Here is a 21,552-nt window from a genome sequence, read left to right on the forward strand (position 1 = left end):
ACGTCCCGACCGGTCGATCCTGAGCATGTCGATCCTCGCCCGGTTGCCCGGATCCTGGGCGCTCGTCTCAGGATACGGGTGCACGGGCACCGGTCCACGAGGCGCCACGCCCGGCTCCCGGCGGGCGTCAGCCCAGGTCGAGCGCGAGCAGGTCGTCCTCGGTCTCGCGCCGGACCAGGACCCTGGTCGCACCGTCGGTCACGGCCACGACCGGGGGGCGGGGCACGTGGTTGTAGTTCGAGGCCATCGACCGCCCGTAGGCCCCCGTCGCCGCGACGGCCAGCAGGTCGCCGGCCCGTACGTCACCCGGCAGCAGCACGTCGTGGACCACGACGTCACCGCTCTCGCAGTGCTTGCCGACCACGCGCGCGAGCACGGGCTCGGCGTCGGAGAGCCGGTTCGCGAGCTCGGCGTGGTAGCCCGCGCCGTACAGCGCCGGACGGATGTTGTCGCTCATGCCGCCGTCGACCGAGACGTAGGTGCGCACGATCGTGCTCTCGTCCTCCCCGGCCGACCCGGCGACCCGCACGGGCTTGACCGTACCGACCGTGTAGAGGGTCAGGCCCGCGGGCCCGACGATCGCGCGGCCAGGCTCGATCGAGAAGCGCGGAAGCGGCGTGCCGAGGTCCGCCGACGAGGCCGCGACCGACGCCGCGACGTCCTTCGCGATGCGGTCCGGGTCGAGCGCGGCCTCACCGGGCAGGTACGCGATGCCGTACCCGCCACCCAGGTCGACCTCCGGGACGAGGTGGCCGGTGCGCTCCGCGAGCGCGGCCCGCAGCTCGAGGACCTTGCGTGCCGCGACCTCGAAGCCCGAGGGGTCGAGGATCTGCGAGCCGATGTGCGAGTGGATGCCCAGCAGCTCGAGCTCGGGGTGCGCGAGCACCGCGAGGAGCGCGGTCATGGCCGGGCTGTCCTCGGCCTCCGCACCCGGGGCCGTCGCGAGCGACAGCCCGAACTTCTGGTCCTCGTGCGCGGTCGAGATGTACTCGTGCCCGCCCGCGTGCACGCCCGTGGTCACCCGGATCATGACCGGGGCCGGGGCCCCGCCCCGCGCCCGGGAGGCAGCGGCCACGCGCTCGACCTCGACGAGCGAGTCGACGATGATCCGGCCCACGCCCGCCTCGAGCGCCCGCGCGATCTCCGCGTCCGACTTGTTGTTGCCGTGCAGACCGATGTGCTCGCCGGGCACGCCCGCACGCAGCGCGACCGCGAGCTCACCACCCGTCGCGGTGTCGACGCGCAGCCCCTCGGCGTGGACCCACCGGGCCACGGCGACCGACAGGAACGCCTTGCCCGCGTAGTACACGTCGACGCCCGCACCCACCTCGGCGAACGCGGCCTCGAACGCTCGACGGTAGGCCCGCGCCCGCTCGCGCAGGTCGGCCTCGTCGAGCACGTACGCCGGTGTGCCCTGGCCGACCGCGAGCTCGCGCACGTCGACCCCCGCGACGCTCAGCGCGCCGTCGGCCCCGCGGCGCACGCCGCTCGACCACGGCTCGCCCGGCACGAAGGTGCCGGTCGGCGAGAAGGCGGGCGGCGGCGTCGGGCCTGCCGACGCGCTCACATGCGCTCCGGCGCGGACACGCCGAGCAGCCCGAGACCGTTGGCGAGGACCTGACGCGTCGCGTCGTTGAGCCACAGGCGCGTGCGGTGCACGTCCGTGACCTCCTCGTCGCCCAGCGGCGTCACACGGCACTCGTGGTACCAGGAGTGGTAGTCGCCCGCGAGCGCCTCGAGGTAGCGCGCGACGCGGTGCGGCTCGCGCAGCTCGGCCGCCTGGGCGACCACGCGCGGGAACTCGGTGAGCGCACCGAGCAGGACCGACTCGGTCTCGTGCGTGAGCAGCGCCGGGTCGAACGCGTCGGTCCCGTCCGCGCGGAAGCGCGAGATCCCGTGCGACGCAGCGTTTCGGTCGACGTTCGCCGTCCGGGCGTGCGCGTACTGCACGTAGTAGACGGGGTTCTCGTTGCCCGCCTTGGTCAGCAGGTCGAGGTCCAGGTCGATGCTCGAGTCGGTCGAGGAACGGGCGAGCGAGTAGCGCGCGGCGTCCACGCCCACGGCGTCGACCAGGTCTTCGAGGGTCACGACCGTCCCGGCACGCTTGGACATGCGGACCGGCTGGCCGTCCTTGACCAGGTTGACCATCTGGCCGATGAGGATCTGCAGGTTCTTGCCCGGCACGTCGCCGAACGCCGCGCAGACCGCCATGAGGCGCGCGACGTACCCGTGGTGGTCCGCGCCGAGCATCATGATGACGTCGTCGAACCCGCGCTCACGCTTGTCGAGGTAGTAGGCGATGTCACCCGCGATGTACGCGGCCTCCCCGTCCGACTTGACGATGACGCGATCCTTGTCGTCGCCGAAGTCGGTCGTGCGCAGCCACGTCGCGCCGTCCGCCTCGAACACGTGCCCGCTCTCGCGCAGGCGCTGGACCGCGCGCTCGACCGCGCCGGACTCGTGCAGCGAGTCCTCGTGGAAGTACACGTCGAAGTCGACACCGAAGTCGTGGAGCGCGGAACGGATCTCGGCGAACATGCGCTCGACGCCGCGCGCCCGGAAGACCTCCTGGGCCTCGTCGTCGGGCAGCGAGCGCGGGTCCGGGTCGCCCGCCGCGATCGCGTCGGCGATGACGGCCTCCGCGATGTCGGAGATGTACTGGCCGCCGTAGCCGTCCTCGGGTGCGGGCTCGCCCTTGGCGCGTGCCAGCAGCGAGCGCGCGAAGCGGTCGATCTGCGCACCGTGGTCGTTGAAGTAGTACTCGCGCGTGACCTCCGCACCCGACGCCTGGAGCACGCGGGCCAGCGAGTCGCCGACCGCGGCCCAGCGCACGCCACCGATGTGGATGGGGCCCGTCGGGTTCGCCGAGACGAACTCCAGGTTGATGCGCGTGCCGGCCTCGGAGTCGTTGTTCCCGTAGGTCGCGCCCTGGGCGAGGATCGTGCGGGCGAGCTCGCCCGCGGCCGCCGCGTCGAGCGTGATGTTCAGGAAGCCCGGCCCGGCGATGTCCACGGACTTGATCCCCGGGTGCGCGGCGAGGCGCTGCGCGAGGTCCTCCGCCAGGACGCGCGGCGCGACGCCGGCCTTCTTCGCGAGCTGCAGGGCGACGTTCGTGGCCCAGTCGCCGTGCTCGCGCTGGCGGGGTCGCTCGACGTGGACCGACGCAGGGACCGCGTCGGCGGGCAGGGCGAGGGTGCCGTCGGCGACGGCGGAGGCCAGGGCAGCGCTGAGCGCTTGGGAGAGCTCGTTCGGGGTCACCCGACGATTCTAGCGAGGGACGCTAGGGGTTCGTGCCGACGTCCGCCGGCGGTACCGGGGGTCGGCCTCGCCGAGCACGCGGAGCCCACGTGTCCTCGATCATGACCGGGCGGCAGCCCGCGACCGCGGCGACCAGGATCACGACGAGCGTGCCGAACAGGACGACGAACGTGCTGTCCCACGTCCCGCTGCGCCCGTAGAGGATTCCCGCCGTCAGCGGTCCGGCCCCCGCGAGGAGGTACCCGACGCCCTGCACGAACCCGGACAGCGCGACGGCCCCGGCCGAGGTGCGGCTGCGCAGGTTGATGAGCGCGAGCCCCAGCGGGAACGTCGAGGCGCCCAGCCCCGCGAGGACGACCCACACCCACGTGGCAGGACCCGCCTGGCCACCCATGAGCCCGCCGTACCCGACCGCGAGCATCGCGACGAAGACCACCACGAGCGGGTACGGGTTGCGCATGCGGGCCGCGAGCAGCGGCGTCACGATCGACATGGGCATGCCGACGAACGCGTACAGCGCGAGCGCGGTCGCCGCGGTGGGCTCCGGCATCCCCGCGTCGATCAGGACGTGCGGCAGCCACGCGAACATCACGTAGGTGTTGAGCGAGTTGAGACCGAACATCCCCGCGATGCCCCACGCGAGCGGGCTGCGCCACGCACGCCCCTCGTGGCGGTGCCGCCCGTCGAGGCCTGCGGTGTGCTCGGGCGAGTGCTCGAGCACCGACGCGAGCTCGGCGCGGGCGCGCGCCGAGCGGGCGATCACGACGGTCCACGGCACGGCCGCGAGCAGCCCCACGAGCGCCCAGCCCCCCAGGGCGGGCCGCCAGCCCAGCGAGGAGGCGATACCCACCACGAGCAGGGGCGGGATCGCGGTGCTCAGGGAGAGCGTCACGGTGTAGGCCGCGGTCACGGCCCCGATCCTGTCGGGGAAGTACCGCTTGACCAGGGGCGGGAGCAGCACGTTGCCCATGCCCATGCCCGCGAGCGCCACCGCGGTCCACAGCAGGAAGGACGGGGCCGTGCTCGACAGCGACCGCAGGATCTCCCCGACCGAGCTCACGACCAGCGCGGCGACGAGCGTCGGCTCGAGCCCGAAGCGTCGCGACAGGACCGGGACGAGGGAGCCGAAGACCGCGAACGCGATGACGGGGACGGTACCCAGCAGGCCCGCGACCTGGTCGCTCAGGTCGATGTCGGTCCGGACCACGTCCAGGATCGGGGAGACCGAGGCGACGGCGATCCGCAGGTTGAACGCCGCGAGGACGATCCCGGCAAGGACGACGAACCGCCCGCGCCACGGGCGGAGGGTGCTGTCGGGGGTGCTGTCGGGGGTCGAGCTCGAGTCCTGGCGATCCACTCCAGGAGGGTACGCATCCGTTTCCCGGGGCACCCGTCCTGGAGCGGGTTCCGGGCTGGTGAGTCCGGTCACCCCTGCCGGCCGACCCGGGGCCCACCCGCGCTGATCCGCGCCGATCCGTCCAGGTGGGAGCACGAACCCGCTGGAGACTGGTAGTCTCGTGCACCGTGCCGGATGCTCGTCAGAGCGAACGCATGCTGCCCTCGTAGCTCAGTGGATAGAGCGTCTGCCTCCGGAGCAGAAGGTCGTAGGTTCGAGTCCTATCGAGGGCACCGCAGACCAAGCCCCTGGACCCTCGGGTCCGGGGGCTTCGTCGTGCCCGGGACCCCTCGAGGTGGTCCGGGCCTCCCCCGCACCCGTGTAGCGTCCGCACTACTGGGCCACCGTGGTCTCGTTGACGGGACAAGCGTGACAACAGCATCGAACGACACCATCCTCGGACTCCTCGGGAGGTCGGGGAAGCCCGACGAGCGCCGACTCCCCCTCCACCCCGACCACCTCGAACGCATCGCCCCCGAGCTCCGGGCGCGGATCGTCGTCGAGCAGGGCTACGGCGAGCGCTTCGGGGTGAGCGACGAGCAGATCGCCCCCTGGGTGCGTTCCCTGGGCACCCGGGCCGAGGTGGTCGAGGCGGCCGACGTGGTCCTGCTGCCCAAGCCCCAGGTCGCGGACCTGCACGACCTGCGCCCCGGCCAGACCCTGTGGGGCTGGCCGCACTGCGTCCAGGACGGCGAGCTGACCCAGGTCGCGATCGACAAGCGGCTCACGCTCGTCGCGTTCGAGGCCATGCACCACTGGGCGTCCGACGGCGGGTTCGGCCTGCACGTCTTCCACAAGAACAACGAGATGGCCGGCTACTGCTCGGTGCTGCACGCGCTCGAGCTGTGCGGCTCGACGGGCGACTACGGTCGGCGTCTGACCGCCGTCGTCATCGGCTTCGGTGCCACCGCGCGCGGAGCCGTCACGGCCCTGAACGCGCACGGTGTCCACGACGTGCGCGTGCTCACCAACCGCCGCGTCGCCGCGGTCGCCGCGCCCATCCACTCGGCGCAGATCGTCCAGTTCGACCACGACGACGAGCCCTACCTCAGCGAGGTCATCACCGACGAGGGCCGCCTCCCGCTCGCCCCGTTCCTCGCCGAGAGCGACATCGTCGTCAACTGCACGCTCCAGGACCCCAACGCGCCCCTGCTGTACCTGCGCACCTCGGACCTGGGGGCGTTCCGGCCGGGCAGCCTCATCGTCGACGTGTCGTGCGACGAGGGCATGGCGTTCGACTGGGCGCGCTCGACCACGTTCGCCGAGCCCCTGGTCACGGTCGGCGAGAACATCAACTACTACGCCGTGGACCACAGCCCCTCGTACCTGTGGAACTCGGCGACGTGGGAGATCAGCTCGGCGGTCCTGCCGTTCCTCCCGGCCGTCATGGCCGGCCCGGCAGGGTGGGACGCGAACGAGACGGTCCGCCGTGCGATCGAGGTCCGCGACGGGGTGGTCCTCAACCCCGCGGTGCTCGAGTTCCAGCGCCGCGAGGCCGCGTACCCGCACCGGCCCCTCCCGGCCCTGCCCTGAGCGACCGCGTACGGTATGTCCTATGACGGACGGTGGTAACGGAGACTTCGAGTTCGAGCGTCGCTTCCTCGTGGAGGACGTCCCGGTCGACCTGCTCGACGCGCCCGCGCTCATCGTGCAGAGCTACTTCCTGGCCGAGGACGGCTACGCGCTGCGCCTGCGGGCCCAGGCGAGCGCGACCGCCGGCGACCTCACCGCCGCCACCTCTCCCCTGAGCGTCCTGGACCGGTACGCGTTCGACTTCTGCGCGCTCACGGTCAAGGGCCCGCAGGTGGGCGGCACCCGCTACGAGGCCGAGCGCGAGATCGACGTCAACGTCGGGGTCGAGATGATCCGCCGCGGGGGCGGCCGCATCGTCAAGACCCGCTACTCGGCGTGGCTCGGGGCGGACGGCTGGGTCATCGACGAGTTCGGTGGCGCGAACCACCCGCTCGTCATCGCGGAGTGCGAGCGGTCGGGCCCGGTCGTGGACCTCCAGATCCCGGCGTTCTGCGTCACCGAGATCACCGACGACCGTCGCTTCTCCAACGACTCTCTCTCGCACACCCCGTACTCGGCGTGGGCCGGGTCGTTCGCCGCGGAGCTCGCGGTCTCCGGGCCGCGGTTCCGCCAGGACTTCGGGCACAACGCGCACCTGCCCGGCGAGTAGCCCGGTTCAGGGCACGTCGTCCGTGATCGCCCGGCCGGCCGCGGGCGCACCGTCCTCCCCGACAGGGGCGATCCGCAGGCTGCGCGCGTAGTAGACCCACGGGAACCACGTCCCGATCCGTTCCCACCCGTCGGCCTCGAGCCCGAACCGGCTCGCCCCCAGGACGTACACGCGCCGGTGCTCCCACTGCGTGGTGGTCCTCACGAGCCGGTGGAAGCCCGCCCCGAACCCGGTCGAACGCCACCCCTTGCGCCCGTAGGCCTCGAGCGCGGCCATCTCGGTCACGGCCGTGACGGGCGCCAGGATCCGGGTGTCGCCGACCTCCGCGCCCCCGACGAGGTCCTGGACCGTACCCGGCATCCCCGGCCCGGCCGGCCGGCCGAAACGCTGCTGCGCGGCCTGCCGCGAGATGCCGAGGGTCGTCCCGATCGCCTCCCAGCTGTGCCCTGCCGAGCGCGCCGACGACACGGCCGTCGCGAGCAGCTCCTCCGTCGCGCGGTGGGCCCGTGCCGTGAGCGCGACGAGCTCGAGGTGCGCGCCGGGATCGGTCGTGATGCGGTCGCCGATGCCGGGGTCGGCAGCGGTCACCGCCTCGGCGAGCAGGTCGTCGAGCGTCCGGGCGCCGCCGCGGGGTTCGAGGCTCCCCCAGGCGGGTGCGTCGCTCACGGTTCGTACCCCTCGTCGATGCCCGACGCCGGAGCGTCGGTCGGGCGGTCGTCTCTCCACCTGGTCACCATGTGTCAACTGTCGCTTGACAGCCAATCTCCTGTCAAGAGGCGGTTGACACAGGTCGGCCCAAGTCGCTGCGCCACCCGGGACGACAGGGCGCGACGCGCCGTCGGGCATCTCTCCCGCGACTTCCCGGCCGACCCGACGGAGAATGCAGGACATGGACGAGGCCGTCGTACTCCTGGTCATCACCGGCGCGCTGGCCGTCACGGCCGCCGCCCGGCACTGGGACCTGCCCGCTCCCCTCGTGCTCGTGACCGTGGGCCTCGGCGTCTCGCTGATCCCCGTGGTCCCCCACATCGAGCTCGCACCCGAGGTGCTCCTCGGCGTCATCCTGCCGCCCCTGCTCTTCTCGGCCGCCAACGGCAGCTCCTACCAGGACTTCCGGTCGTCGCTGCACGCGATCGTTCGCCTCGGGGTCGGGCTCGTGATCGTCACGGCGCTCGCCGTGGCGTGGGTCGTGACCCTCCTGCTGCCCGACCTGCCCTTCGCCGCCGCCCTCGTCCTGGGCGCCGTCGTCGCACCGCCCGACGCCGTCTCCGCCGCCGCGGTCGGACGCCGCCTCGGGCTGCCGCGACGGGTCATGACGCTCCTGGGCGGCGAGAGCCTCATCAACGACGCGACGTCGCTCACCCTCTACAAGGTCGCCCTCGCCGGCGTCGCCACGGGCGCGTGGGTGTGGACCGAGGGCATCAGCGTCTTCACGCTCGCCGTCGTCGTCGGCGTGGGCGTCGGCCTCGTCATGGGCATCGGGATGCACGCCGCGCGCCTGCGGCTCGCCGACCCGCTCCTGACGAGCGTCGCCGGGATCATCCTGCCGTTCGCGGCCTACTGGATCGCGGAGGAGCTCAGCGGCTCGGGCGTGCTGGCCGTCGTCGCCGCAGGCCTCTACCTGGGCCACACCGCCCCGACCGCCGGCTACGAGACGCGCCTCGTCGAGGAACCCCTGTGGGACAGCCTCGACCTGCTCCTCGAGGCCATCACGTTCGCGCTGATCGGCCTCCAGCTCAAGTTCGTCGTGGAGACCGTCGTGGAGTCCGACGAAGGGCTGCGGACCGCGATCTGGGTGTCCCTCGCCGCCCTCGTCGTGACCATGGCCGTCCGTCCGCTGTACATCTTCGCCACGTCGTGGCTCGACCGCGTCCACCTGCCCGGCTCGAAACGCTCGCGAGCCGACCGGCTCGACTGGCGCGAGTCCCTCGTGGTCTCCTCGGCCGGCATGCGAGGCGTCGTGACGCTCGCCGCCGCCGCGGCCATCCCCGCGACGCTCGGCGGGGCCGAGTTCCCCGGCCGCGCGACCATCCAGCTCGCGGCCTTCACGGTCGCGATCGGGACGCTCCTGCTGCAGGGCGTGACGCTGCCGTGGGTCATCCGGCGCCTCGAGGTCGGGGGCGAGGACGAGGCCGCGAGCGACGCCGCCGAGGAAGCCCGCGTGCGACGGCTCATGGCCGACGCCCAGGCCGAGGCCATCGCGCACGCCACCCGGCAGTGGGCACCCGTGATCGGCGAGGAGAAGGCCGAGGCGACGCGCGCCGCCATGTCCGCCGCGATCGTCGGACGCGCCCAGGCCGCGGCGCGCCTGCTCTCGCCCGAGTCGGCGGCCGAGGAACCCGTCGAGCAGGCTCCCGTCCGTGCGCGGCCCACGGGCGGTCGGGCCTTTCCCGTGGCCAGGCCCGGCGACCGGTCCGAGGACCTGCGCAGGCTCAACGCGCTGCGCACCGACATGAACAGGGCCCAGCGCCAGGTGCTGGTCGACGAGCGCGACGCCGGACGCCTCAACGAGGCCGTGATGCGCAGGATCCTGCGCGAGCTGGACATCGAGGCCGAGGCGCTGGCCGAGTCCTGGGTCAACCGGATCTGACGGGGTCCGTCAGGTGGGACCGCCGAGCTCCACAACGCCCTCGGTGAACTCGAAGTGCCACGGCTCGTAGGCGCCGCCACCGCCGCGCTTGGCCCACGACGGGTTGGCCCAGCCGTAGACGCCGCCGTTCTTGTTGATCCACGAGTAGACCTCGCGGTTGCCCGTCTCGCTCGAGCACAGGTCGATCGCCAGGCCCCAGCCGTGGAACGACGTCCCCGGCTTGGCCGCGAACGCGCCGCGCGACCCCTTGAGGGAGACCTGCGACGCGATCGTGCGGTAGCTCGAGACCAGGCACATGTCCCGCCCGAACGTCGACCGGAAGGCCTCGTTCATGGCAGACAAGGCGACCGCCGCGTCAGGACGCAACGACTCCCCCGGCTGCCACAGGTCGCACAGCTCGTGGCCCGTGAGCCTGCCGTTGGCGCTCGTCGGCTTGACCGTCGGGTCGCAGTCCGGCAGCGGGGCGCGCTCGACGGACCGGCTCGCGGCCTGCGCCCGACCGTCGATCTTCGGGGCTGCTGCCACGTACTCGGACGTGGGCTCGGCCGCGGTCGGGTTGTTGACGAGGTCGAGCGCGCTCGGCCCGGTCGGGCGTCCGTCCGGCCCGAAGGGGGCAGCCGGACCGTCCTGCGCACCGGCTGACAGCGGCATCGCGATCGTCGCGACGGCGAGCGTCCCGAGGACCGCCATGCGAGGGGCCCAGCGCTGGTGCGAGGGGATCTCCGCCCGACGGCGCCCCTTGTGCCCGGTCTCCGCCTCACGTCGGGCGCGACGGGAGTCGGAGGACTGGGACGTCGACACCGACTCCACCGGACCTCCGCTCGAAGAACCGTCCGGACACCTGGCGGTGGCCGGAGCGGCACAGACGACAAGAAACGCGCTCCACCTCGCAGAAAGGACGACCCTCCTGTAGGGGAGGAACCGTGCGAGTCGAAGCACCGGACACGATATCCGGGGGCGCCGGGGAAGCCAAGTCCCCTGTTCAACGGGCTGCGGGGCCACCCGCGGCGCACCGGGGCGCACCGACGGGGCACCCCGGTCCGGCCAGGATCAGCGCACCCGGCGCTGCATCGCGTCCCGCACCTCGCCCACGAGCTCCTCCAGGATGTCCTCGAGGAAGACGACGCCCAGGGCGCCCTGCGCGCCGACCGGTGCGACGCCGTCGGGCAGCGCGGCGGACGCGGGGTCGACGACGCCGCCCTCGCGGTCCAGCGCCCCGGGGTCGACGCGCGCCAGGTGCGCGCCCGAGCGTTGCATCGCCCGCAGCGCGTCCTCGATCTCGTCGCCCGGCTCGGCCGTGGCGAGCGCGCGCACACGCCACGACGGCACCGGCCGGAACCGGTCCTCACCGCTCGCGTACAGCACGTCCTTGAGGTGCAGGTAGCCGACGAGCTCGCCGTGCACGTCGGCGACCGGGAAGCGGCTGAAGCCCGTCTTGGCGACCAGACGCTCGATCTCGTCGGGCGTGCACCCCTCGACCACCGTCACGAGACGGTCGACCGGCACCATGACCTCGGCCGCCGTGCGCTCCGAGAACTCGATGGCCCCCGAGAGCAGACCCTGCTCGTCCTGGAGGATGCCCTCGGCCTGCGAGTGCTCCACGATCGACTGCACCTGCTCGGCCGTGAAGACCGACGCGACCTCGTCCTTGGGCTCCACACCGGTCCAGCGCACGACGTGGTTCGCGAGCCAGTTGAGCGAGACGATGATCGGCTTGAGGATGCGCCCCAGCACGACGAGCGGCGGACCGAACCACATGACGGCCTTCTCGGGCCCGGACACCGCGAGGTTCTTCGGGACCATCTCGCCCAGGACCACGTGCAGGTACACCACGATCGCCAGCGCGATCACGAACGCGACAGGATGGGTGAGCGACGGGCTCACCCCCAGGGCGTGCAGGGGCACCTCGATGAGGTGCGCGACGGCCGGCTCCGCGACGACACCCAGCCCCACCGAGCACACCGTGACGCCGAGCTGGGCGCACGCGAGCATCAGCGAGACGTGCTCCATGGCCCACAGGACCGTCTGCGCACGGCGGTTGCCCTGCGCGGCGAGCGGCTCGATCGCGCTGCGCCGGGCCGAGATGATCGCGAACTCCGCGCCCACGAAGAACGCGTTCGCGGCCAGGAGGAAGAGGCCCAGGAGCAGGGCTGCGGTCGAGCTCATCGGGCACCTCCCTGCGAGCCGTCACCCGGGTGCCGGTCCGCGCTCGACCCGCCGGGAGGTCGGGCACGGTGGCCGTCCTGGTCGCCCTGCTCCTGCGAGTCCTGCGCGGCCAGCACGCGGACCCGGAGCCGTTCGACGCGGCGCCCTTCCATGGCCTCGACGCGCAGCACGACGTCGCCGACCCGGACCTCGTCCCCGACCTCCGGCACCCGGCCCAGGTCGGCCATGACGAGTCCTCCGAGGGTCTCGTAGGCACCGTCCTCGGGCACCACCAGGCCCGTCGACTCCACGAGCTCGTCCGGGCGGACGACCCCCGGCACGATCCACGAGCCGTCGGCCCCACGGGCCGTGCCGGCCCGGCGCGGGTCGTGCTCGTCGGCGACGTCGCCCACGAGCTCCTCGACCACGTCCTCCAGGGTCACGACCCCCGAGGTGCCGCCGTACTCGTCCACGACCACGGCCATCTGCAGACCGAAGCCGCGCAGCTCGACGAGCAGCGGACCCAGCGCGACCGTCTCGGGGACGCGGGGGGCCTCGACCATGAGGGCGGCCGCCGGCACCTCGCCGCGGCGCTCGTGGGGCACCCCCACGGCCCGGCGCAGGTGCACCAGACCGAGCACGTCGTCGCGGTCCTCGCCGATCACGGGGAAGCGCGAGTGTCCCGACGTCCGGGCGAGCGCCACGACGTCCTCGGCCGTGTCGTCACGGCGCAGCACCACCATGCGCATGCGGTCCGTCATGACGTCGACCGCGCTGAGCTCGTCGAGCTCGATCGAGTTGGTCAGGAGCGTCGCCACCGAGGTGTCCAGGGTGCCCTCCTGGGCGGACCGCTTGACGAGGGCCGCGAGCTCGGACGCCGAGCGCGCGCCCGACAGCTCCTCGCGCGGCTCGACGCCCATGCGTCGCAGGATCGCGTTCGCGGACCCGTTGAGCACCGAGATGACCGGTCGGAAGATCTTGGTGAACTGCCGCTGGACCGGGACGACCTGACGTGCGGTGGCGTACGGGGTCGAGAGCGCGAAGTTCTTGGGGATGAGCTCACCGAAGAGCATCGAGAACAGGTTCACGACGACGAGCGCCAGGACCACCGCGACGACCGTGGCCGCGCTCGCCCCGAGGGCCGTGCTCCCGAGAGCGTCGCCGATGAGGCTCTGGAGGGCCGGCTGGGCCGTGTACCCGAGCAGGATCGTCGTGATCGTGATGCCGACCTGCGCCGACGAGAGCTCGGTCGACAGGTGCTTGAGGCCCGCCCGGACGCTGCGGTCGCGGCGGCTGCTGCGGGCCTCGGGTGCGTCGGCCTCGCGCGCCCCGTCCCGAGCACCGCCGGCGCCTCCCCCCTCGGCGCTGCGGGCCTCGTCGCCGTCCGGCTTGGCCAGGACCGCGGGATCGAGGGTGACGAGCGAGAACTCGCTCGCCACGAAGACTGCTGTACCTGCGGTCAGGAGCACCCCCAGCGCGACCATCAACCAGTCGCCTACCACGGGGTGCTCCACGGATATCGGGGTGTGCTCTTCATCGTGAGGACGATGCTATCGGCCGGGGGCCCGCCGTCCATCCGGAGCGCAGGCGCCACGTGCGCCTCCCTCACGGCCGTCCGCCCGTGGGCGCGGCACCACCGGAACCGCACGGAACTCCCACGGGAACACCACGGACATCGGTGGACCTTTCGCCCTGTCCTGCGGCCAACGAAGCCCCGGTTGTGCCACGCTGTTCCCATGACAGCCAGCGCATTCCCCACCGGTACCGGCGCGACGAGCGCTGGTGGACCCGCAGGCACACCCGCGCAGTCCGCGAACATCCTCGTCGTCGAGGACGAGCCGGCCATCGCGACGGCCATCGCCCAGCGCCTGAGCGCCGAGGGCTGGCGCGTCGAGGTCGCACGCGACGGGCTCTCGGGCGTCGAGGCGGCGACCCGCCTGCGACCCGACGTGATCGTGCTCGACGTCATGCTGCCGGGCATCGACGGGCTCGAGGTCACGCGCCGCATCCAGGCCGAGCAGCCCGTGCCGATCCTCATGCTCACCGCGCGCGACGACGAGACCGACATGCTCATCGGGCTCGGCGTCGGCGCCGACGACTACATGACCAAGCCCTTCTCGATGCGCGAGCTGGTCGCCCGGGTCAAGGCGCTGCTGCGGCGCGTCGACCGCGCGGCCCAGGCGGCGACGTCGACCCCCACGGACCCGCCCATGGTCGTGGGCGACGTCGTGATCGACCGCGCCCAGCGGCGCGTGCACCGCGCGGGTGAAGAGGTCCACCTGACCCCGACCGAGTTCGAGCTGCTCGTCATGCTGGCCAGCTCGCCCAAGACGGTGCTCACGCGCGAGCGCCTCCTCGCCGAGGTCTGGGACTGGGCCGACGCGAGCGGGACCCGCACGGTCGACTCCCACATCAAGGCGCTGCGCCGCAAGCTCGGGCCCGACCTGATCCGCACGGTCCACGGTGTCGGATACGCGTTCGAGCCCCCGGTCGCGTGACCTCCGGCACCCGGACCATCCGCCCCCACCTCCCGGACGTCCGGCCCCTCGACTCGTTCCGGTCGCTCAAGATCAAGCTCGGCGTGCTGGTCTTCGCGACCGTCACGCTCGCGGTCCTCATCACCTGGCTCGGGCAGCAGAACAAGCTCGGCCCCACCCGCACGTTCCCGCTGGCGATCGTCCTCTCGCTCCTGCTCACGCAGATCCTCGCGCGCGGCATGACCTCGCCCCTGCGCGAGATGACGGCGGCCGCGCAGTCCATGGCCGACGGCGACTACACCCGGCGCGTGCGCGCGACGAGCCGGGACGAGGTGGGCCAGCTCGCGGTCGCCTTCAACATCATGGCCGAGGACCTGGCGTCGTCGGACCAGATGCGCCGGGAGCTCATCGCGAACGTGTCGCACGAGCTGCGCACCCCGATAGCGGCGCTCCAGGCCCAGCTCGAGAACGTCGTCGACGGCGTGAGCGAGGCGAACCCGGCGACCATGGAGATGGCGCTCGCCCAGACCGAGCGCCTGACCCGCCTCGTGACGTACCTCCTGGACCTGTCCCGGATCGAGGCGGGCGCCGCGGCGCTCAACTTCCAGGACATCCCGCTCGGCGACTTCCTGGAGGAGAACGCCGACGCCGTCTCGATGGTCGAGGCCGGTAAGCAGCTCCAGTACGTGGTCGACGTGACCCCCGAGGACCTCACGCTGCCTGCGGACCCCGAGCGGCTGCGCCAGATCATCATCAACCTGCTCCAGAACGCGATCCGGCACTCGCCCCAGAACGGCGAGATCCGGCTCGAGGCCTACCCCGTCGACGACGACGTCGTGATCGAGGTCATCGACCAGGGGCCCGGCATCGCAAAGAAGGACCGTGAACGGATCTTCGAGCGCTTCGCCCGGGGCAACGCCCCGTCGCAGGGCCACTCCTCGACCGGTGGGACGGGGATCGGGCTCGCGATCGTGCGCTGGGCGGTCGACCTGCACGGCGGGCGGATCGAGGTCGCGGACTCCCTCCAGGGCGCCACGATGCGCCTGACCTTCCCGGCTCGTCCTCAGCCGCACACGACCGGCCTCCCCGACGACCTGCCGGAGATCCTGGGGCACCCCGGCACCCCTCACCCGGACGACCAGGAGCGACGCCGCCGCGACACCACCGAGTGAGACCTTCGTCACACTCTGCGCCCGGCATACCCGGCGATGGTCTAAACGACCTGACCTTTGGTCAGCGAACAGGTCGCTGTTGCCCCCCTGTTTGCCTCTGGCAGACGTCCCGTGAAGAACCAGCCGACACCCTGCACATTTCCGCCGGACGAAGCCCTGTCGGGCAGACGGGAGGGCCTAGGCTTGACGGGTCCGGTTCCGGACTAGGTACCCGATATCCAGTGACGATCAGTGGTGAAAGTGGGCGATCCTCGCGTGTCCCCGAAGGCTGAGTCAGAGTCGATCAGCGCAGCAAGTTCTGTGTTCGGCGCCAACGAATGGCTCGTCGACGAGCTCTACGAGCAATACCTCAAGGACAAGAACGCGGTCGACCCCGCGTGGTGGGAGTTCTTCGCGGACTACCGTCCCGGGGACAAGGCGAGCGAGGTGAACGGAAGCAGCACCACCGCCGCCCCCGCCGCCGGGACCTCGACGCCCCCGGTCGCGACCCCGGCCCCCGCGGTCCAGATCCCGGCGAACGCACCGGCAGCGCCGCCGGCCCGCGCCGCGAGCGCCGTGCCCGCGACCGACGGCTCGGCCGCCGGCGAGTCCGCGCAGCGCCCCAAGTCCCCCGTGGTCCCCGCGGACCCGACCGTCAACGCCGCGATCGCGGCCGTGAAGGCCAACCGCCCGGTCGCGACCGCGCAGCCCGCCACGGCACCGTACGCGGCCGTGGCCGCCGCGAAGTCGAAGTCCGACGCACCCGACACCGCGGACGACGTGCAGAAGCTGCGCGGGCCCGCCGCACGCGTCGTCGTGAACATGGAGGCGAGCCTCGAGGTCCCCACCGCGACCTCCGTGCGCGCCGTGCCGGCCAAGCTCATGGTCGACAACCGCATCGTGATCAACAACCACCTCGCCCGCGGGCGCGGCGGCAAGATCTCGTTCACGCACCTCATCGGCTACGCGCTCGTCGAGGCCCTCGGCGAGATGCCCGCCATGAACGCGAGCTACACCCAGCTCGACGGCAAGCCCGCCGTGAACAACCCGGCCCACGTCAACTTCGGTCTCGCGATCGACCTCGCCAAGCCGGACGGCACCCGCCAGCTCCTCGTGCCGAGCGTCAAGAAGGCCGAGCAGATGGACTTCGCCCAGTTCTGGGCGGCCTACGAGGACCTGGTCCGCCGGGCCCGCGGCAACAAGCTCACGGTCGACGACTTCGCCGGCACGACCATCTCGCTCACCAACCCCGGCGGCATCGGCACCGTGCACTCGGTCCCGCGCCTCATGCAGGGCCAGGGCACGATCATCGGCGTCGGCGCCATGGACTACCCCGCGGAGTTCGCGGGCGCCTCGGTCGAGCAGCTCGCCCGTCTGGGCGTCTCGAAGGTCCTGACCATCACGTCGACCTACGACCACCGCATCATCCAGGGCGCCCAGTCCGGAGAGTTCCTGCGCATCCTCGGGACCAAGCTGATCGGTGAGGACGGGTTCTACGACCGCGTCTTCGCCGCGCTGCGCATCCCCTACGAGCCGGTCCGCTGGACCCGCGACAACACGACGGACGCCGAGATCGAGGCGGCCAAGCCCGCCAAGATCGCCGAGCTCATCCACTCGTTCCGCTCGCGCGGCCACCTCATGGCAGACACGGACCCGCTCGCCTACCGCCAGCGCAAGCACCCCGACCTGGACGTCCAGACCCACGACCTCACGCTGTGGGACCTGGACCGCACCTTCCCCACGGGCGGGTTCGGCGGCAGGACGAAGTCCACGCTGCGCGACATCCTCGGGCTGCTGCGCGACTCCTACTGCCGCTCGATCGGCATCGAGTACATGCACCTCGCGGACCGCGCCCAGCGCCGCTGGCTCCAGGAGCGCCTCGAGTCCGGCTACGCCCGCACCCCGCGCGAGGACCAGCTGCGCATCCTGCGCCGCCTGAACTCCGCCGAGGCGTTCGAGACGTTCCTGCAGACCAAGTTCGTCGGCCAGAAGCGCTTCTCGCTCGAGGGTGGCGAGTCCGTCATCCCGCTGCTCGACGCCGTCCTGTCCAAGGCGGCCGACGGCGGCCTCGACGAGGTCTGCATCGGCATGGCCCACCGTGGTCGCCTCAACGTCCTCGCGAACATCGCGGGCAAGAGCTACGCGCAGATCTTCGCGGAGTTCGAGGGCAACCAGGACCCCAAGAGCGTCCAGGGCTCGGGAGACGTCAAGTACCACCTCGGCACCGAGGGCACGTTCTCGGCCGAGTCGGGTGCCCAGACGCGCGTCTACCTCGCGGCCAACCCCTCGCACCTCGAGGCGGTCGACCCGGTGCTCGAGGGCATCGTGCGCGCCAAGCAGGACCGCATCGACCTGGGCGGCGACGGGTTCTCCGTCCTGCCGATCCTCATCCATGGCGACGCGGCCTTCGCGGGCCAGGGTGTGGTCCCCGAGGTCCTGAACCTCGCGCAGCTGCGCGGGTACCGCACCGGCGGCACGATCCACGTCATCATCAACAACCAGGTCGGCTTCACCACGGGCCCGTCCTCGTCGCGCTCGACGCTCTACTCGACCGACGTCGCCAAGGGCTACCAGGTCCCGATCTTCCACGTGAACGGTGACGACCCCGAGGCGTGCGTGCGCGTCGCCGAGCTCGCCTTCGCGTTCCGCGAGCAGTTCGACCGTGACGTGATCATCGACATGATCTGCTACCGCCGCCGCGGCCACAACGAGGGCGACGACCCCTCGATGACGCAGCCCCTCATGTACAACCTGATCGAGGCCAAGCGCTCGGTGCGCAAGCTCTACACCGAGAACCTCGTCGCACGCGGCGACATCACGCTCGAGGAGGCCGAGCACGTCCTGCAGGACTACCAGGCCCAGCTCGAGCGCGTCTTCACCGAGACCAAGGAAGGCGGCTTCACGCCGTCGCCCGCCACCGAGCCCGTCGCGGGCCTGGAGCGTCCCGAGTCCCAGCGCGAGGACGCCGGCACGATGGTCGGGTGGAAGACCGCGATCGACCAGTCGATCATCGAGCGCGTGGGTCAGGTGCACGTCTCGCCGCCCGAGGGCTTCACGGTCCACCCCAAGCTGGCGCAGCTCCTCGAGAAGCGCAACCAGATGTCCGCCAACGGCGGCATCGACTGGGGCTACGGCGAGCTGCTCGCGTTCGGTTCGTTGCTCGTGGAGGGCACGCCCGTGCGCCTCGCCGGGCAGGACTCGCGCCGCGGCACGTTCGTCCAGCGCCACGCGGTCCTGCACGACCGCGAGACCGGTGCCGAGTGGACCCCGCTGCTGTACCTGTCGGCGGACCAGGCGAAGTTCTGGGTCTACGACTCCTCGCTGAGCGAGTACGCGGCCCTCGGGTTCGAGTACGGCTACTCGGTCGAGCGTCCTGACGCCCTGGTGCTGTGGGAGGCGCAGTTCGGCGACTTCGTCAACGGCGCGCAGACCGTGATCGACGAGTTCATCTCGTCCGCCGAGCAGAAGTGGGGCCAGAACTCCTCGGTCGTCATGCTCCTGCCGCACGGCTACGAGGGCCAGGGGCCCGACCACTCGTCGGCCCGCATCGAGCGGTTCCTCCAGCTCTGCGCGGAGAACAACCTCACGGTCGCCCAGCCGTCCACCCCGGCGTCGTACTTCCACCTGCTGCGTCAGCAGGCGTACGCCCGCCCGCGTCGTCCGCTCGTGGTGTTCACGCCCAAGCAGCTGCTGCGCCTCAAGGCGGCAGCGTCCGGGGTCGAGGACTTCACGACCGGGACGTTCCAGCCCGTGCTCGGGGACCCGACGGCGAACCCCGCGTCCGTCGACCGTGTCCTGCTCTGCACGGGTCGTGTCTACTACGACCTGATCGCCGAGCGCGCCAAGCGCGGTGACGACAAGACGGCGATCGTGCGCCTCGAGCAGCTCTACCCGCTCGACGTGGACGGCATCCGCCGGGAGGTCGCGAAGTACGCGGGCGCCGAGATCGTGTGGGTCCAGGACGAGCCGGAGAACCAGGGTGCCTGGTCGTTCGTCCACGTGAACCTGCCCGAGGACCTGCCTCGCGTCCGGGTCGTCTCGCGCCCGGCGTCGGCCTCGACCGCAGCCGGCACGGCCAAGAAGCACCAGGCCCAGCAGGCCGTCCTCCTCGAGCAGGCCTTCGCCCGCTGAGCAGGACCCGCACGCTGACCCCCTGAGGGCCACGACGAAGGCCGCCTCACCGTCCGGGAGGCGGCCTTCGTCGTGCGTGGGGATCGCCGGTCGGGTTCGCCCGCCGACGGCCGTGTCGCCACGGCCGGATCACCTACCAGCGGCCGTGGACCTGCTCGCGCAGGTACCGGTCGTAGATCTCACGGACCCCCGACGCGAACAGCGGTCCGAGCACCTCCGCGGAGCCGGCCTCGGCGTTCGCGCGGGCCTGCTCGACGTTGCGAGCGCCAGGGATCACGGTCGAGACACCGGGCTGCTGCCAGATCCAGGCGATCGCGGCCTGGGCCGGGGTCACGTCGGGTCCGAGCACGTCGTGCACGAGCGCGGTGAACTCCCCCGCCGCCGTGAGCCCGGTCGCGAAGTCGACCCCGGAGAAGGTCTCGCCGACGTCGAACGCGGAGCCGTCGCGGTTGAAGCTCCGGTGGTCGTTCTCGGCGAACGTCGTCTCGCGCGTGTACTTCCCGGACAGCAGGCCCGAGGCCAGGGGCACCCGCGCGATGATCCCGACGCCCGCGTCGGAGGCCGCGGGCAGCACCTTGTCGAGGGGCTTGATCCGGAACGCGTTGAGGATGATCTGGACCGTCGCGACGCCGGGGCGCGCGATGGCCGCGAGCGCCTCGTCGACGGTCTCGACGCTCACGCCGTAGGCCGCGACCGATCCCTCGGCCACGAGCGTGTCGAGCGCGTCGTACACCTCGTCGTCGTCGACGACCGACGACGGCGGGCAGTGGAGCTGGACGAGGTCGAGACGCTCGGTGCGCAGGTTGCGCCGCGAACGGTCCGTCCACTCGCGGAAGTTCGCGAGCGTGTAGCTCGCGGGCTCCTGCGGCGCCCGTCGGCCCATCTTGGTCGCGACCGTGATGCCCGCGCCGGGGTTGTCGGCGAGGTAGGACCCGATGATCTCCTCGCTGCGGCCGTCGCCGTAGACGTCGGCGGTGTCGAAGAAGGACACGCCCGACTCGGCCGAGGCGTCGAGCACGGCGCGGGCGTCGGCCTCGCTGACCTCGCCCCAGTCCGCCCCGAGCTGCCAGGTCCCGAGCCCGACGACCGAGACCAGTCGTCCGGTGCGTCCGAGCACTCGTCGTTCCATGTGTTCCTCCTCGTCCTGCGGGTGGTGCTCCCGCCCCCGGCAGCGCCGGCGACGGTGCGTCGCTGGGCGTGCGCCCGGGAGGGCGTCACGACCGGGTTCTACTGTCCCTGCTCGGGGAGAGTTCCGCACCCAGTAGCGTGTGCACGTGAACATCCACGCACCGTCCGGGGTCCAGATCCGCATCGAGCACGGTGACCACCGTGCCACGCTCACGGAGGTCGGTGCGACCGTCCGGGAGTACTCGGTCGCCGGGCGCGACGTCTTCACCCCCTTCGCGGAGGACGAGATCGCTCCCGCGTCGCACGGCGCGGTGCTGCTCCCCTGGCCCAACCGCCTGCAGGACGGGCGGTACACGTTCGACGGGGTCGACCACCAGCTCCCGATCACCGAGGTCCCGCGGAGCACGGCCATCCACGGTCTGGTGTCCTGGGAGCGCTGGGACGTCGTCGAGCAGTCGCCCTCGGCCGTGACCTTCGAGCTGCACCTCGTCTCGACACCGGGCTACCCGTTCGACCTCGTCGCCCGTGTCACGTACGCGCTGAGCGACGCGGGCCTGCGCGTCACGGCCCGCACGACGAACGTCGGTACGACCGACGCACCCTACGGCGTCGGCTTCCACCCGTGGCTGTCGCCGGGCCCCGCAGCCGTCGACGAGTGCACGCTGCGCCTCGACGCGCGTACCCGGGTCACGACGGACGAGCGGCTGCTGCCCACGGGCACCGAACCCGCAGCAGGTGACTTCGACCTGCGCGAGCCGCGCCTGCTCGCGGGCATCGACCTCGACGACGCGTTCGTCGACGTCTTGCGGGACGAGGACGGGCTGTCCTGGATGCGCCTGACGGCTCCTGACGGCCGCACGGCCGCGGTGTGGATGGACTCCACGATGGACACGTGGCAGGTGTGCACGGGCGACCACGTCTCGGCGGCCGGCTACCGGCGCACAGGGGTCGCGGCCGAACCCATGAGCTGCATCGCGGACGCCTTCCGGACGGGCGAGCGCCTCGTGCGCCTCGCTCCTGGCGCCTCGCACGACGCCGTCTGGGGTGCGACTCTCCTCTGATGCGGCGTGGCGCCGGTCACGTCCTGTCCGGCC

Annotated in this window: 15 protein-coding genes and 1 tRNA gene; 8 read left to right on the plus strand and 8 right to left on the minus strand. The window is 72.0% G+C overall.

Features of this window, described 5'->3' with window-relative positions; translation table 11 throughout:
* Window positions 1-127 precede the first annotated feature (127 nt).
* The 3 genes from lysA to ACFVQ3_RS01600 are packed head-to-tail and all read right to left on the minus strand — an operon-like array spanning window position 128 to window position 4,615.
* Window positions 128-1,567: a diaminopimelate decarboxylase gene (gene lysA / locus ACFVQ3_RS01590; RefSeq protein ID WP_387634218.1), complete on the minus strand. Its 1,440-nt coding sequence runs from the start codon at window positions 1,565-1,567 to the stop codon at window positions 128-130.
* Window positions 1,564-3,258 (minus strand): arginine--tRNA ligase, encoded by a 1,695-nt coding sequence (gene argS / locus ACFVQ3_RS01595; RefSeq protein WP_387634221.1) that lies wholly within the window; start codon window positions 3,256-3,258, stop codon window positions 1,564-1,566. The genes lysA and argS overlap by 4 nt, the downstream gene beginning before the upstream one ends.
* 22 nt (window positions 3,259-3,280) lie before the next feature.
* Window positions 3,281-4,615, minus strand: coding sequence for a CynX/NimT family MFS transporter (locus ACFVQ3_RS01600; protein WP_387634224.1), 1,335 nt, complete (start codon window positions 4,613-4,615; stop codon window positions 3,281-3,283).
* Between the two features lie 199 nt (window positions 4,616-4,814).
* Between ACFVQ3_RS01600 and ACFVQ3_RS01605 the strand changes: the two genes are divergently transcribed.
* From ACFVQ3_RS01605 to ACFVQ3_RS01615, 3 genes are all read left to right on the plus strand, one after another.
* Window positions 4,815-4,887, plus strand: a tRNA-Arg gene (locus tag ACFVQ3_RS01605).
* A 136-nt stretch (window positions 4,888-5,023) separates the two neighbouring features.
* A complete protein-coding gene (locus ACFVQ3_RS01610) occupies window positions 5,024-6,187 on the plus strand; it encodes a N(5)-(carboxyethyl)ornithine synthase (protein ID WP_387634226.1) in 1,164 nt (387 codons plus the stop codon).
* Between the two features lie 22 nt (window positions 6,188-6,209).
* Complete coding sequence (locus ACFVQ3_RS01615) at window positions 6,210-6,836, plus strand: CYTH domain-containing protein (protein WP_387634228.1); 627 nt, start codon at window positions 6,210-6,212, stop codon at window positions 6,834-6,836.
* Window positions 6,837-6,842: 6 nt separating this feature from the next.
* On the opposite strand, the gene ACFVQ3_RS01620 is transcribed toward ACFVQ3_RS01615, so the two are convergent.
* Window positions 6,843-7,502 carry a hypothetical protein gene (locus ACFVQ3_RS01620; RefSeq protein WP_387634231.1) on the minus strand — a complete coding sequence of 220 codons (660 nt, stop codon included), beginning with the start codon at window positions 7,500-7,502 and terminating at the stop codon, window positions 6,843-6,845.
* 223 nt (window positions 7,503-7,725) lie between these two features.
* Between ACFVQ3_RS01620 and ACFVQ3_RS01625 the strand changes: the two genes are divergently transcribed.
* Complete coding sequence (locus ACFVQ3_RS01625; RefSeq protein WP_387634234.1) at window positions 7,726-9,426, plus strand: cation:proton antiporter; 1,701 nt, start codon at window positions 7,726-7,728, stop codon at window positions 9,424-9,426.
* Window positions 9,427-9,435: 9 nt separating this feature from the next.
* On the opposite strand, the gene ACFVQ3_RS01630 is transcribed toward ACFVQ3_RS01625, so the two are convergent.
* The 3 genes from ACFVQ3_RS01630 to ACFVQ3_RS01640 form a co-directional block, all read right to left on the minus strand.
* The gene (locus ACFVQ3_RS01630; protein WP_387634237.1) at window positions 9,436-10,227 is read right to left on the minus strand and encodes a M15 family metallopeptidase; all 792 of its coding nucleotides are present in this window, start codon (window positions 10,225-10,227) and stop codon (window positions 9,436-9,438) included.
* A gap of 249 nt (window positions 10,228-10,476) precedes the next feature.
* Window positions 10,477-11,592 carry a hemolysin family protein gene (locus ACFVQ3_RS01635; protein ID WP_387634240.1) on the minus strand — a complete coding sequence of 372 codons (1,116 nt, stop codon included), beginning with the start codon at window positions 11,590-11,592 and terminating at the stop codon, window positions 10,477-10,479.
* Complete coding sequence (locus tag ACFVQ3_RS01640; RefSeq protein ID WP_387634243.1) at window positions 11,589-13,073, minus strand: hemolysin family protein; 1,485 nt, start codon at window positions 13,071-13,073, stop codon at window positions 11,589-11,591. The genes ACFVQ3_RS01635 and ACFVQ3_RS01640 overlap by 4 nt, the downstream gene beginning before the upstream one ends.
* A gap of 234 nt (window positions 13,074-13,307) precedes the next feature.
* On the opposite strand from ACFVQ3_RS01640, the gene ACFVQ3_RS01645 reads away from it, so the two are divergent.
* The 3 genes from ACFVQ3_RS01645 (at window position 13,308) to ACFVQ3_RS01655 (ending at window position 19,330) form a co-directional block, all read left to right on the plus strand.
* Window positions 13,308-14,069, plus strand: coding sequence for a response regulator transcription factor (locus ACFVQ3_RS01645; RefSeq protein ID WP_225227495.1), 762 nt, complete (start codon window positions 13,308-13,310; stop codon window positions 14,067-14,069).
* A complete protein-coding gene (locus tag ACFVQ3_RS01650) occupies window positions 14,066-15,220 on the plus strand; it encodes an ATP-binding protein (protein ID WP_387634246.1) in 1,155 nt (384 codons plus the stop codon). Before ACFVQ3_RS01645 ends, ACFVQ3_RS01650 begins: the two co-directional genes overlap by 4 nt.
* 255 nt (window positions 15,221-15,475) lie before the next feature.
* Entirely contained in the window at window positions 15,476-19,330 is a 3,855-nt protein-coding gene (locus ACFVQ3_RS01655) for a multifunctional oxoglutarate decarboxylase/oxoglutarate dehydrogenase thiamine pyrophosphate-binding subunit/dihydrolipoyllysine-residue succinyltransferase subunit (protein ID WP_387634248.1), read from the plus strand.
* Between the two features lie 133 nt (window positions 19,331-19,463).
* On the opposite strand, the gene ACFVQ3_RS01660 is transcribed toward ACFVQ3_RS01655, so the two are convergent.
* Entirely contained in the window at window positions 19,464-20,459 is a 996-nt protein-coding gene (locus tag ACFVQ3_RS01660) for an aldo/keto reductase (protein WP_387634251.1), read from the minus strand.
* 145 nt (window positions 20,460-20,604) lie between these two features.
* Here ACFVQ3_RS01660 and ACFVQ3_RS01665 point away from each other — a divergent pair, with 145 nt between their 5' ends.
* The gene (locus ACFVQ3_RS01665; protein WP_387634253.1) at window positions 20,605-21,519 is read left to right on the plus strand and encodes an aldose 1-epimerase family protein; all 915 of its coding nucleotides are present in this window, start codon (window positions 20,605-20,607) and stop codon (window positions 21,517-21,519) included.
* Window positions 21,520-21,552 lie beyond the last annotated feature (33 nt).

It is taken from the genome of Oerskovia sp. NPDC057915, from assembly GCF_042887685.1.
In the GTDB taxonomy this organism is placed as follows: Bacteria; Actinomycetota; Actinomycetes; order Actinomycetales; family Cellulomonadaceae; genus Oerskovia.

What these genes read in the sequence shown, in the direction of transcription:
- ACFVQ3_RS01615 (WP_387634228.1), top strand. Translation starts at nt 6,210, where the DNA reads ATGACGGACGGTGGTAACGGAGACTTCGAGTTCGAGCGTCGCTTCCTC.
- ACFVQ3_RS01625 (WP_387634234.1), top strand. Translation starts at nt 7,726, where the DNA reads ATGGACGAGGCCGTCGTACTCCTGGTCATCACCGGCGCGCTGGCCGTC.
- ACFVQ3_RS01635 (WP_387634240.1), bottom strand. Translation starts at nt 11,592, where the DNA reads ATGAGCTCGACCGCAGCCCTGCTCCTGGGCCTCTTCCTCCTGGCCGCG.
- ACFVQ3_RS01645 (WP_225227495.1), top strand. Translation starts at nt 13,308, where the DNA reads ATGACAGCCAGCGCATTCCCCACCGGTACCGGCGCGACGAGCGCTGGT.
- ACFVQ3_RS01660 (WP_387634251.1), bottom strand. Translation starts at nt 20,459, where the DNA reads ATGGAACGACGAGTGCTCGGACGCACCGGACGACTGGTCTCGGTCGTC.